The following is a 14,024-nucleotide window of genomic DNA, read 5'->3' on the forward strand; positions in this document are numbered from 1 at the left end:
ATGGATTCTCAAATAAAAAAAATACACCAACAATTGGTGTCCAAACAAATCACTTGCACCGCTTTGGTGCAAGAAAAATTAGACCTGCTTAAACAAAATACTTATAACTCTGTCAATTCTTTGTTGGATACTTTGGCCTTGGAATTAGCGGCCAAAGTGGATGCCAAAATTGCAAAAGGAGAAACCATAGGTTTGCTGGAAGGAATTCCTTTTGGGATTAAAGATGTGTATATGTTGCAAGGAACATACGCTACAGCAAGTTCTGAATTGCTAAAAAAATATAAATCACCTTACACAGCTACTGCAATTCAAAAATTATTGGATGCAGGCGCTATTCCGTTAGTCAAAGAAAACTGTGATAGTTTTGGTCACGGATCTTCCAGTGAAAACACCATTTTTGGCGCTGTAAAAAACGCTATCGACCCAACATTAGTTGCTGGAGGTTCAAGCGGAGGTTCTGCCGTGAATGTTGCTAAAGAATATACTGTGTTTTCTATCGGTGGCGATACAGGCGGTTCTATTCGTCAGCCTGCTGGTTACAATCATATTTATGGTTTTAAACCAACTTACGGAAGAATTTCCAGATTTGGATTGATGGCTTATGCATCTTCTACGGATTGCGTTGGGCCATTGGCAAAATCAATTGAAGATATTCGAATTGTTTTGAATGTAATGAGCGGAAAAGATCCAAAAGATCAAACTTCAGTCGCTTCAACTGAAATTAGTGAAGATGCGATTGCAACTTCTGCTGTAAAAACAATTGGTTATTTTAAAAATTTTATCGAAAGTGATGCTATCGATAACCAAATAAAAGCTGATTTCTTGACAACTATCGAAAAGTTAAAAGCTAAAGGAATTGCTGTGGCAGCATTGGATTTTTTTAAATCGGATATTTTAGTTTCAACCTATTATACATTGGCAATGGCAGAAACGGCTTCTAATTTATCCCGATTAGACGGAACAAATTACGGAAACCGTATTGAAGCGGAGAATTTAATTGAAACTTATGCAGTTACCCGTTCTGAAAACTTTTCGGAAGAAACAAAACGCAGAATTGTGGGTGGAAATCAAGTGTTGTCGCAAGGTTTTTCGGATGAAATCTATTTAAAAGGATTGGCTTTAAGAGATCAGATTTCGGAGAATTTCAGTAAAGATTTCGAAGAAGTGGATATTATTTTATCACCAGTAACACCAAGCACACCGCCTAAAATTGGAGACAGTTTAAAAGATCCATTGGCGATGTATTTGTCGGATGCGTATACAGTTGGTTTTAGTTTGGGGCAATTACCCACTTTGACCGTGCCACAAGGAACAAGCACTGGATTGCAAATTACTGCGGCAAAAAACAATGATGAATTAGTATTGCAATTTGCAAACTTCTTAAAAGATACGATATAATGGAATTGGAGCAATTAACGGCGGCTTTAAAAGCCCACGATTTAGAATTGGTAATTGGACTGGAAACACACGTTCGATTGAATACCAAAACCAAGTTGTTTTGTTCTTGTCCAAATCAAGAAATAGAAACACCTAATGAAAATATATGTTCGGTTTGTACGGGACAAATGGGTATTTTACCTGCCTTAAATAAAGAAGCGATTGTAAAGGCCATTTATTTTGGAAAAGCGGTAGATTCATCTTTTAGTAATGAAATAATCTCTTGGGATAGAAAGCATTACGAATATCCGGACAACCCAAAAAACATTCAAATAACGCAATTTCACAATCCGATAATACCTGACGGACACGTTTCTTGTTACCGAAATGACGGTACGCAATTTACCGTGAATCTAACACAGGTTCATATTGAAGAAGATGCTGCAAAGTTGATGCACGAAAAGAAGATTTCGTTAGTCGATTTTAACAAAGCAGGTGTGCCATTAATCGAAATTGTTACAGAGCCTTGCATCAGAAATATTGAAGATGCTTCGACTTATGCGCAGTACATTCAACGTATTGTTCAAAATTTGGGAATCTCTGAAGCAAATTTGGAAAAAGGAGAATTTAAATCTGATGTTTCTGTGTCTTTACGCAAAAAACACAGTTACGAATTAAACCCAAGAACGGAGATCAAAAACTTGAACTCCTTTAAGTTTATGGTGGAAGCTCTAAAGGAAGAAGTAGAGAAACAATTAAATTATTTTATTGAGCACAAAGAGTTTAGACCTGACCAAACGACTGTATTGTGGGATGCTGACTTAAAGCAAACCAAAGTAATGCGTAAAAAAGAATTTGAAGCGGATTATCGTTTTATTTCGGAGCCGGATTTGCCTTTTGTAAACATTAAGGCTGAAATTGAAGCGATTAAAGTGGATACAAGCGCTTTGCCTTACGCTGTTGAATCTATTTTAATTAACGGTGGTGTTTTGCCTCAAGATGCCAAGTTTTTTACGGCAGATAAGTTACGTTCGCAAACATTCGTGGAGATAAATAACGAAATCAAAGATCCTTCGTTTGTGGCTAAAACTTTGACAAACAATATCAAGGCTGAAGATTATGCTGAAATTCATAGTATTTCCCATTTAACGGATATTTTCAAATTATTCAAATCGGAGAAAATCACGGCAGTTTTAGTTCAAAATGCCATTACGTCTTATTTAAAAGATCGAACTTTTGACTACAACAAGTACTTTGAAGAAAATACCATTTCTGAAGATAAAATTCAAGAAGTTATTGCTAAAGTAATTTCAGAAAATGAAGCTGTTGCCAATGATATAAAAGCTGGAGACCAAGGAAAAGCAGGTATTTTAGTTGGTAAGGTTTTAGGAGTTATTGGAAAAGGTGCTAATGGTAAAGTAATTCGCCAAATTATTTTAGATAAACTCGGAGCAGCTGCTGTTTTAGAAAAGGGGCAAGCTTTTGAAAAGGTTTCGGCGGCAATAATTATTGAGAATAAAGAAATTCAAGAAGAATCACTTCCTGAAATTCCTATTATTATAAAAGACGTTTATAGAACACATAAAATTTCACAATTATCAGAAGAAAATATTCAAGAAGAAGTGATGTTGTCAGGTTGGGTAGCCAGTGTTCGGGACCACGGTGAATTAATGTTTATCGATTTACGTGATTCGAGTTATGAAATTTTTCAAGTGCGAATCAGCAGGGAATCATTTCCTAACATTGATGAGTTGGTGAAATTAAAACCGGAATCTGTAATTTCAGTAACTGGTAAAGTAGTAGGGCGTAATGAAGATGATTATAATGCAGGTTTACGTACCGGTAAAATTGAATTGGAAACTTCAGCTTTAGAGATCTTAAACTTATCTAAAACATTGCCTTTTGAAATAAAAAGAGCGGCAAAAACAAATGAATCAATTCGTTTTCAATATAAGTTTTTGGATCACAGAAATGAAGAGGTACGAAGAGCAATCGTAAACCGTCATAAAGTAATTAAATTATTGCGTGACATTTTAGACGAAGAAGAATTTTTAGAAATTGAGACGCCAATTTTAAGTGCGGGAACAGATGAAGGAGCACGTGAATTTATTGTTCCTACACGTAAAGGATCTGGTTTGTTTTATACATTACCGCAAGCACCACAACAGTTCAAACAGATGTTGATGGTAAGTGGTTATGAAAAATATTTCCAAATTGCACGTTGTTTTAGAGATGAAGATTCTCGTGGAGATCGTCAACCAGAATTTACGCAATTGGATATCGAAATGGCATATGCCAGTATGCAACAAATTATCGATTTGAACACCAAAATGTTTAATGAAGTAGTTAAGAAAATCTATGGCAACAAATGGATTTTGCGTCCGTTTGAAGTTATTACCTACAAAGATGCAATGGATTTTTATGGTTGTGACAGACCCGATTTGCGTTATGGTTTAAAGATGCAAGACATTACGGCAATCGTAAAAGAGACCACTTTCCAAGTATTTAGTAAGCCAATTGAAGAAGGTGGAATTGTGAAATGCATAAAAGTTTCAGCTCAAGAGCAAGGAAGCAAACGTATGTCTAAAGGTCAAATCGAAAACCTTACCGCTATTGCCCAACAGCACGGTTTAGGCGGGTTGGCTTATATTATTGTAAATGAAGACGAATTGCAATCGCCAATTATCAAGTTTTTAGGCGAAGATATTGCTGCAGGAATTATAAAAGTGACCAATGCTCAAGTTGGTGATATTGTTTTCTTTTCAGCGGCGGATTATGCAACTGCGAACAAAGCTTTGGATGCCGTTCGCCAAGAAATGGGCAGAATATTGCATTTAATTAATCCGAAGGAATTACGTCCGGCTTGGGTTGTTGATTTTCCAATGTTTGAAAAAACAGAAGAAGGTAGATGGACATTTACACACAATCCGTTCTCAATGCCTGCTATTTATGATTTGCAAAAACATATGAATGGAACCGATGAAGAAATAGGGACAATTATTGCGCAACAATACGATATAATCTTAAACGGATACGAAATAGGTGGAGGTTCAGTTCGTGCACATAAATCGGAGATTCTGGAAGCGACTTATAGAAATATGGGTTACAACAAAGAAGAAATGATGAAAAGTGTGGGAACGATGTATAAAGCCTTTCAATACGGAGCACCGCCACACGGAGGAATTGCTTGGGGGATTGATCGTTTGATGATGATTCTAGAGAAAAAAGCATCCATTCGAGAAGTTATGGCTTTCCCAAAGACAGGTTCTAGCGAAGATTTATTATTTGGTGCACCATCACTTTTATCGGATAAAAAAGTAGAAGAAATGAATGTTAGAATCATAAGAAAATAGATTAGATTTAATTATCTTAATCCATTTAAAAACGTTCTCAATTTGAGAGCGTTTTTTATTGTAAAAAAAAGTCTAAAATGTTAATAACTTAACGACTTAAACCTCGATTTTATCCATTAAATCCTATGCATTTTTATATATTTGCTTGTTATAAAAAAAATACATTTTTAGAGTAAATTTATATGAGCGACGAAATTAAGAAGAACAATTATTCAGCAGATAGTATTCAGGCATTAGAAGGAATGGAGCACGTAAGAATGCGTCCTTCAATGTATATTGGAGATGTAGGTGTTCGTGGGCTGCATCATTTAGTTTATGAGGTTGTAGATAACTCCATTGATGAGGCGATGGGAGGTCATTGTGACACTATAAGAGTTGATATAAATGAGGATGGATCGGTTACCGTCGAAGATAACGGACGTGGAATTCCGGTTGATATGCATAAAAAAGAAGGCGTTTCAGCGCTTGAGGTTGTAATGACTAAGATTGGTGCGGGAGGAAAATTCGACAAAGATTCTTATAAAGTTTCCGGAGGATTACACGGTGTTGGAGTTTCTGTTGTAAATGCGTTGTCTAAACATTTGAGAGCAACAGTTCACAGAGACGGAAAAGTGTATGAGCAAGAATACGAAAGAGGAAAGGCGTTATATCCTGTAAAACAAATTGGGGAAACTACAAAAAGAGGAACTATGGTTACTTTTTATCCTGACCCAGTAATTTTTACACAAACTACGGATTTTACTTATGATACATTATCATCCAGAATGCGTGAATTGTCTTTTCTTAATAAGGGAATTACAATCACTTTTACGGATAAAAGGGAAGTAGATAAAGACGGAAATTTTGTTTCAGAAATTTTTCATTCGGATGAAGGTTTGAAAGAATACGTTCGTTATTTGGATGCAAATAGAGAGCCAATTATTTCTCACGTTATCTCGATGAATTCTGAAAAAGGAGAAATTCCTGTTGAGGTTGCCTTAATTTACAATACAAGTTACACCGAGAATATTTTTGCTTACGTAAATAATATCAATACTCACGAAGGAGGAACGCACTTACAAGGTTTTAGAACTGGTTTGACCAGGGCCTTGAAGAAATATGCAGATGCTTCTGGAATGTTAGATAAATTGAAATTCGAAATTGCAGGAGATGACTTCCGTGAAGGGCTTACGGCTATTATCTCGGTGAAAGTTTCAGAACCACAATTTGAAGGTCAAACAAAAACAAAATTAGGAAATAGAGAAGTTGTTGCGCCGGTAAGTCAAGCGGTGAGCGAAATGATTGAGAATTATTTGGAAGAAAATCCAAATGATGCCCGAATCATTGTGCAAAAAGTAATTCTTGCTGCTCAGGCTCGTCACGCTGCCAAAAAAGCGCGTGAAATGGTACAACGCAAAACCGTAATGGGAGGTGGCGGATTGCCAGGAAAACTATCAGATTGTTCTGAACAAGATCCTTCAAAATGCGAAGTGTATCTTGTCGAGGGAGATTCGGCTGGTGGAACGGCAAAACAAGGTCGTGACCGAGCTTTTCAGGCTATTTTGCCTTTACGTGGTAAGATTTTGAACGTAGAAAAAGCGATGCATCACAAAGTTTTTGAAAATGAAGAAATCCGAAATATATTTACTGCACTTGGAGTAACCATTGGAACTGAAGAAGATAGTAAGGCTTTAAATATATCAAAATTGCGTTACCATAAAGTAATTATTATGTGTGATGCCGATGTCGATGGTAGTCATATTTCAACTTTGATTTTGACATTCTTCTTCCGTTTTATGAAAGAACTGATAGAAGAGGGACATGTATATATTGCAGCTCCTCCTTTATATTTAGTAAAAAAAGGGACCAAAAAAGAATATGCTTGGACAGAAGATCAACGTGATCAAGCTAATGCAAGAATGGGCGGAAGCGCAGCGATTCAACGTTATAAAGGTCTTGGAGAGATGAATGCAGAGCAATTATGGGAAACCACAATGAATCCAGGTTTCAGAACTTTGCGTCAGGTAAACATTGACAGTCTTGCCGAAGCAGACAGAGTTTTCTCCATGTTAATGGGGGATGAAGTACCGCCACGAAGAGAATTTATCGAGAAAAATGCAGTTTACGCTAATATTGATGCGTAGTTTTATATTATAACTAAATTAAATAACAACAAAACAACATAAAATGAAAGTTACAATTGTAGGAGCAGGAAATGTGGGAGCATCTTGTGCAGATTCAATTTCGTATAGAGGAATTGCAAGTGAAGTAGTATTATTAGATATTAGAGAAGGTTTTGCCGAAGGTAAAGCAATGGATATTTCTCAATGTGCTACCAATACAGGTTTTAATACCAAAGTATCTGGTGTGACAAGTGATTATTCTAAAACAGCAAATAGCGATGTAGTAGTGATTACTTCAGGAATCCCAAGAAAACCAGGAATGACTCGTGAAGAATTAATAGGTATCAATGCGGGAATTGTGAAAACGGTTGCTGATAATGTTTTAACACATTCTCCAAATGCAATTATTGTCGTAGTTTCAAACCCTATGGATACAATGACTTATTTGACATTAAAAGCTACAGGTTTGCCAAAAAACAGAATCATAGGAATGGGCGGAGCACTTGATAGCTCTCGTTTTAGATATTATTTGTCAAAAGCATTGGACAAACCATCAAATGATGTTTCTGCTATGGTTATTGGTGGTCACGGAGATACAACTATGATTCCATTGACAAGATTGGCTTCTTATAATGGTATTCCGGTTTCTGAATTTTTATCAGGAGAAGAATTAGCTAAAGTTGCTGCTGATACAATGGTTGGTGGAGCAACATTAACTGGACTTTTAGGAACTTCAGCTTGGTATGCGCCGGGAGCTTCTGTTGCGTATTTAGTAGATAGTATCTTGAATGACCAAAAGAAAATGATTGCTTGTTCAGTAATGTTAGAAGGTGAATACGGTCAAAGCGATATTTGTATCGGCGTTCCTTGTATTATAGGTAAGAACGGAATTGAAGAAATTCTTGACATCAAATTAAGCGATGCTGAAAAAGCGGCTTTCGCCAAAAGTGCAGATGCTGTAAGAAATATGAATGCTGACCTAAAATCAATTTTAGCATAATAATTTTGGTATAAAACAGAGAAGACTGCACTTTTGCAGTCTTTTTTTTGACATTAATCAATAAATAAATTGGTTAATCTTTGCGTTAATTATATATTTGCTCGGTCAAAAAATAATGAGATAAATCACGACGTTTTATTTTTAGATAAAAGCAGTGGTTATGGCTTATTTTACAAGGGTTTAAACCAAAAAAAATTCATTAAACAATTAACTTTTAGTAATAATGCAGAATAAAGGACTTATTAAATTTTTCGCAATTCTATTTGCATTGGTAAGCATTTACCAACTTTCGTTCACTTTCGTTTCAAGCAAAGTCAAAAACGATGCAAAAACTTTTGCTAATGGAAATCCTGATAAAGAATTAAAATATTTGGATTCCATTGGAAAAGAAAATGTTTTCAATCTTGGGTTTACCAATTTTACTTTCAACGAAGTAAAAGATAAGCAAATCAACAAAGGTCTTGACTTAGAAGGTGGTATTAACGTGATATTGCAAATATCTGTAAAAGATGTTTTGAAAGGATTAGCCAATAATTCTAAAAATCCGGTTTTCAATAAATCGTTAGCTGATGCAACTGCAAACCAAAGAGGAAATCAAGCCTATATTGATGCCTTTTTCGAAGCATTTGATGCAAATTCTAAAGGAACAGTAAAACTGGCTTCTCCTGATATTTTTGCAAACAGAACTTTGCAAGGTGAAGATGGAATTAATTTTCAAATGACCGATGCCGAAGCGCAAAAAGTAATTCGTAAAAAAGTAGATGAATCAGTTGATAGTGCTTTTGGAGTATTAAGAAAACGTATAGATCAATTTGGTGTGACACAACCTAATATTCAAAAATTAGGAAATTCAGGGCAAATTCTTGTTGAACTTCCGGGTGCAAAAGATGTAGACCGCGCTAAAAAATTATTATCAAGTACTGCTCAACTCCAATTTTGGGAAACATACAAAATAGATGAAATTGGTAATTTCTTATTGGCTGCAAATGAAGCCTTGAAAAAAACCGAAATCAAATCTCCAGAAGTTAAAGCAGTTGTTAAAGATACTTTGAGTGCGTTATTAACTGACAAAAAAGATTCATCTGCTACAAAAAAAGGAAATAATCCTATTCTTGATAAAATTATTCAACAAGGTGGAGGACCAGTTTTGGGACTTTTCTCTCCAAAAGATACTGCAGTTGTAGGTGGTTATTTGAGAAGAGCTGATATTAGAGTTTTATTGGCACAAGACCAGCATTATGCAAAATTTGTTTGGGGAAAACCTACAACTCTTAAAGATGCAAAAGGAAAAGAAATTGATGCAGTAGAATTATATGCTTTAAAAGGCAATAGAGACGATGTAGCTGCAATGAGTGGTGGTGTTGTTACTGATGCTAAAGATTCATTCGACCAGTCAGGCAAACCTGCGGTAACTATGCAAATGAATGGTCAGGGAGCAAAAGCTTGGGAAGAATTAACAGGAAGAGCTTATACTCAAAAAAGCAATATAGCCATTGTTTTGGACAACATTGTATATTCTGCACCAGGAGTTTCTAGCGGTCCAATTTCAGGAGGTAGATCTGAGATTTCAGGCACTTTTGATATTTCAGAAACAAAAGATTTAGCTAACGTATTAAGAGCAGGTAAACTGCCCGCTGCCGCAGATATTATTCAGTCAGATGTTGTTGGGCCATCCTTAGGACAGGAAGCTATTGACAATGGGACGAATTCGGCTCTTATTGGGTTATTATTAGTGTCACTTTGGATGATGGTTTATTACGGAAAAGCTGGTTGGTATGCTAATGTTGCATTGGCAGTCAACTTATTATTCTTATTCGGAATTTTAGCAAGTTTAGGTGCTGTACTTACTTTACCGGGTATTGCTGGTATTGTTTTGACAATGGGTACTGCGGTGGATGCGAATATCATCATCTATGAAAGAGCAAAAGAGGAACTTCGTTCTGGAAAATCACTCGAAGAAGCTGTAAAAGCATCTTACGGTTGGAAAGGAGCAATGCGTTCTATTGTAGATGCAAACGTAACCCACATATTAACTGGTGGGGTTTTGTTTATTTTTGGTTCTGGACCAATAAAAGGATTTGCAACTACCTTGTTAATTGGTATCATTACCTCATTGTTTACCTCGATCTTTATTGCTAGAATTTTTATTGATTGGACTATAAGCAAAAATAATAAATTGTCATTTGTAACTAGTTTTTCTAAAAATTTCTTTACGAATTTCCATTTTGATTTCTTGAAAATAAAGAAATGGACTTATGCATTTTCTGCTATTGTAACTATTGTGAGTATTTATTCATTAGCTACAAATGGTTTGGATCAGGGTGTTGATTTTGTTGGAGGAAGAACTTTTCAGGTTCGTTTTGAAAAACCAATCGAAGTTGAAGTAGTAAAAGCAGAATTAGGTAAAGTATTTGATGGTAGTGCCGAAGTGAAAGTTTTTGGTAAAGACAATCAATTAAAAATTACCACAAAATATAAGGTACAAGAGCATGGAATACAAGCAGATCAAGATGTAAATAAATTGTTGTATGATAATTTGAAAAAACATTATTCTGCAGGTTTAACTTATGACAAATTTGTAAATGCTTACGAAGGTAAAAAATTCGGTATTGTTCAAGCTTCAAAAGTTGGGCCAACGGTTGCTGAAGATATTAAAACCAACGCTTACTGGGCTGTACTTGGTGCTATGCTTATTGTAGGGCTTTATTTAGTAATCAGTTTTAGAAAATGGCAATACAGTTTAGGTGCGATTGCAGCAGTAATACACGACGTTATTTTCGTATTGGGAATTTACTCTTTGTGTTACAAATTTATGCCTTTTGGTATGGAAATAGACCAGCACTTTATAGCTGCGATTCTTACTGTTATTGGTTATTCTATGAATGATACCGTAATTGTATTTGATAGAGTTCGTGAATTTTTGGATGGTAAAAAAGCCAAAGGAAATTTCAACAGTATTGTAAACCAATCTATTAATAGTACAATGTCTAGAACCATTAACACTTCATTGACAATGATTATGGTATTGTTGATTATGTTTATTTTTGGAGGAGAATCAATTAGAGGATTTATCTTTGCAATGCTTATAGGTATTGTAGTTGGGACTTACTCTTCACTATTTATCGCAACTCCTGTTTTGTGCGATACAATGTCTGAAGAAGAACATAAAAAAATTGAACGTGAGCATAATGTTTAAAATGAATTAGATTTTAATAAATTATAAGAAAGGCCCGAATTTTATACGGGTCTTTTTTTTGTACAAAAACTTTTCTATTATAGGATATTTTATTTCTAAGTGGATAATAATTATGGATTTAGTTTTGTTGAAGAGTCAAATTTTATATATTTACGAATAATTGCTATAATTCCCCCAGATTTTAAAGCAACCTAAATACCTATAATTATGAAAAAAATTCTCAGGTCGTATGCCTTTCTGTTTTTGATAATTACTTTTTCGAATTCAATTGTTTTTGCTAAAAGCAGGATTAATAGTTATGTTAGTGAGACTCTTGCTACCGCACCACCAACGGTAACTTCGCCAATATATTTATGTCAAAATAGTGTTGCAGTACCATTAACAGCAACACCTTCAGTGGGAGGGACATTAAATTGGTATACTTTAGCAGCTGGAGGAGTTGCATTAGCCGGCGCGCCTACGCCGATTACCACTTCAGTAGGGGCGACAACTTATTATGTCACTCAAACTATTGCAGGTGTTGAAAGTAATCCACGTACTCCAATTGTGGTTAATGTAGTTGCTAATACGGGAGGTGTTTTAACTCCCTTTTGTGATTTTGCAAATACAACACCAACTTCTGTAGCTTTTGACTGGAATAATGTAATTGGATATCTTGGATATAATTATTCTTACTCTATAGCGGGTGGCCCTATTGTGACTGGCTTTCAGGTGTCTCCATCGCATTTCGATGTGCCAGTTCCAGGACCAGGGATGTCTGTAACTTTTAACATTTTATCTGTTTTAGGTCTACCTTGTGTATTGCCAACTTCTACAACTTGTAATTCTACTTGTACTGCTGCTCAAAAAATAGCACCTACATTTGCCTCAATTGCTCCTTTTTGTTCCGGTACAATTCCAATCCCATTATTACCCACATTATCTAACGAAGGAATAACAGGGACTTGGATTCCAGCTATTATAGATAACACTATTAGTAAAATTTACACTTTTACTCCAGACCCAATATTGTTTCCTTGTGCATTAACTCAAACAATACCAGTAACAGTAGATCCTTTAGTTACACCTGCTTTTTCTGGAATTCCTGCTGTAGTTTGTCAAGGAGCGACAGCTCCAATTTTGCCACTGAGTTCTAATAATGTTACTCCAATATCGGGAACATGGATTCCAGCAACTGTGAATACGGCTATTACAGGAACAACTGTTTATACTTTTACTCCAAATCCTAGTCAGTGTGCTTCAGCAACTCTAACAACTGTTTCAATTAGAATTGATCCTGTATTAACACCAGCATTTAATCCTGTAGCACCTATTTGTTCTGGAGCGGTTTTGGCGCCATTACCTACAACTTCCCTAAATGGAGTTACAGGAACTTGGACACCAGCCTTGAATAATACGGTTACAACAACTTACACTTTTGCGCCAACAGCAGGTCAATGTGCAAATTCCACTACGATGACAATTACTGTGAATCCAAATGTTACACCGACATTTACTCCAGTTCCTGCTATTTGTTCTGGTAAAGTTTTGGCGGCTTTGCCAACCATTTCAACTAATTTGATCACGGGAACTTGGGCGCCAGCCTTGAATAACACGGCTACAACAACGTACACATTTACACCTACAGCAGGTTTATGCGCTACAAAAACTACGATGATAATTATAGTAAATCCTAATGTTACACCTACATTTAATCCTGTTCCTGCAGTTTGTAATGGTTCAGTAATAGCGCCATTGCCCACCACTTCTACTAATGGAATTGCGGGTACTTGGTCACCGGCCTTGAATAATACTGTGACTACTTTATATACTTTTACACCAACAGCTGGGCTATGCGCCACGACTACCACTTTGACCATTAATGTGAATCCAATTGTGCCTCCGAATTTTGCTCCAATACCTAATGTTTGTTCTGGATCAACGGCTCCAATTTTAGCGAATAGATCTCCAAGCGGTATTGTTGGAACTTGGTCTCCGGCAACAATTAGCAATACAATTGGTAGAAATTATGTTTTTACTCCGACCGCAGGTCAATGTTCAAGTACACAAACTTTGACGGTTGTAATAACACCTAGAGTTGTAACTAATTTCGCAGCCATTCCGGCATTTTGTTCTGGAACTGTTGCGCCAATTTTAGGCCCAACATCACCAAATAACGTTAACGGAACTTGGTCACCGGCAACAATTAATAATACAACAAGTGGAAGTTATCTTTTTACTCCTAATGCAACTGAATGTGCCACAACCCAGACTTTAAATGTTGTTGTAAATCCACTCATTACACCTAATTTTGAGGATATCCCTTTGTGTTCTGGAACTGCCGCTCCAATTTTACCACCTACTTCACCAAACGGAATTACAGGGACTTGGTCTCCTTCAACAATTAGTAATGTAGCAAGTGGTGCTTATGTGTTTACTCCAAATGCATCGCAGTGTGCTACTGCAAAAACGATTAATGTGACTGTGAATCCATCCAATACCTTGACTAGTATTAGTTGGTCTGTTACGGATGCTTTTTCCAAAAATCAAATAGTAACCATTATAGCAACTGCTGCCGGGAATTATTTATATCAATTGGATAATGGACCATTTCAAACTAGTTCGGTTTTTGAAAATGTAGCTTCTGGAATACATTCCATTACGGTTATTGATGCAAATGGTTGCAGTACTCCAATTACTGACAACAATGTTTTAGTCATTGGCTATCCAAAATATTTCACTCCAAATGGAGATAATTATAATGATTTTTGGAATATTTCAGCTTTAAGCAATCAATTGAATACAAGGATTTATATATTTGACCGATTCGGTAAATTATTGAAAGATATTAGTCCTAATGACCCTGGATGGGACGGAACTTATATTGGTCAGCCAATGCCTGCCGACGATTATTGGTTTACTGTAGAATATGTTGAACAAAGTATTGTCAAAAAATACAAATCCCATTTTTCTTTGAAAAGATAAAAAAATGCTCCTTAAGTTGGGAGCATTTTTTA

6 protein-coding genes are annotated in these 14,024 nt (G+C 35.9%); all 6 read left to right on the plus strand.

The annotated features are described in order from the left end of the window. The 6 genes from IR213_RS07320 to IR213_RS07345 all read left to right on the plus strand — a co-directional run bounded on the left by IR213_RS07320 (position 1) and on the right by IR213_RS07345 (position 13,992). On the plus strand, positions 1-1,398 hold the full coding sequence (locus IR213_RS07320; protein ID WP_194311653.1) for an amidase: 1,398 nt from the start codon (positions 1-3) through the stop codon (positions 1,396-1,398). Beyond that, the gene (gene gatB/aspS / locus IR213_RS07325; RefSeq protein ID WP_194311654.1) at positions 1,398-4,730 is read left to right on the plus strand and encodes a bifunctional amidotransferase subunit GatB/aspartate--tRNA ligase AspS; all 3,333 of its coding nucleotides are present in this window, start codon (positions 1,398-1,400) and stop codon (positions 4,728-4,730) included. The genes IR213_RS07320 and gatB/aspS overlap by 1 nt, the downstream gene beginning before the upstream one ends. Before the next feature lie 182 nt (positions 4,731-4,912). Continuing rightward, on the plus strand, positions 4,913-6,853 hold the full coding sequence (gene gyrB / locus IR213_RS07330) for a DNA topoisomerase (ATP-hydrolyzing) subunit B (protein WP_194311655.1): 1,941 nt from the start codon (positions 4,913-4,915) through the stop codon (positions 6,851-6,853). A gap of 43 nt (positions 6,854-6,896) precedes the next feature. Further along, positions 6,897-7,832, plus strand: a complete 936-nt coding sequence (locus IR213_RS07335; RefSeq protein WP_194311656.1) for a malate dehydrogenase — start codon at positions 6,897-6,899, stop codon at positions 7,830-7,832. A gap of 223 nt (positions 7,833-8,055) precedes the next feature. Continuing rightward, on the plus strand, positions 8,056-11,028 hold the full coding sequence (secDF, locus tag IR213_RS07340; RefSeq protein ID WP_194311657.1) for a protein translocase subunit SecDF: 2,973 nt from the start codon (positions 8,056-8,058) through the stop codon (positions 11,026-11,028). 207 nt (positions 11,029-11,235) lie between these two features. Next, entirely contained in the window at positions 11,236-13,992 is a 2,757-nt protein-coding gene (locus tag IR213_RS07345; RefSeq protein WP_194311658.1) for a T9SS type B sorting domain-containing protein, read from the plus strand. Positions 13,993-14,024 lie beyond the last annotated feature (32 nt).

The sequence above is a fragment of the Flavobacterium soyangense genome, from assembly GCF_015277675.1.
In the GTDB taxonomy this organism is placed as follows: Bacteria; Bacteroidota; Bacteroidia; order Flavobacteriales; family Flavobacteriaceae; genus Flavobacterium; species Flavobacterium soyangense.

Bases quoted from the DNA above. Each gene is read 5' to 3' on its own strand.
- IR213_RS07320 (WP_194311653.1), top strand. From the start codon at position 1: ATGGATTCTCAAATAAAAAAAATACACCAACAATTGGTGTCCAAACAA.
- gatB/aspS (WP_194311654.1), top strand. From the start codon at position 1,398: ATGGAATTGGAGCAATTAACGGCGGCTTTAAAAGCCCACGATTTAGAA.
- gyrB (WP_194311655.1), top strand. From the start codon at position 4,913: ATGAGCGACGAAATTAAGAAGAACAATTATTCAGCAGATAGTATTCAG.
- IR213_RS07335 (WP_194311656.1), top strand. From the start codon at position 6,897: ATGAAAGTTACAATTGTAGGAGCAGGAAATGTGGGAGCATCTTGTGCA.
- secDF (WP_194311657.1), top strand. From the start codon at position 8,056: ATGCAGAATAAAGGACTTATTAAATTTTTCGCAATTCTATTTGCATTG.
- IR213_RS07345 (WP_194311658.1), top strand. From the start codon at position 11,236: ATGAAAAAAATTCTCAGGTCGTATGCCTTTCTGTTTTTGATAATTACT.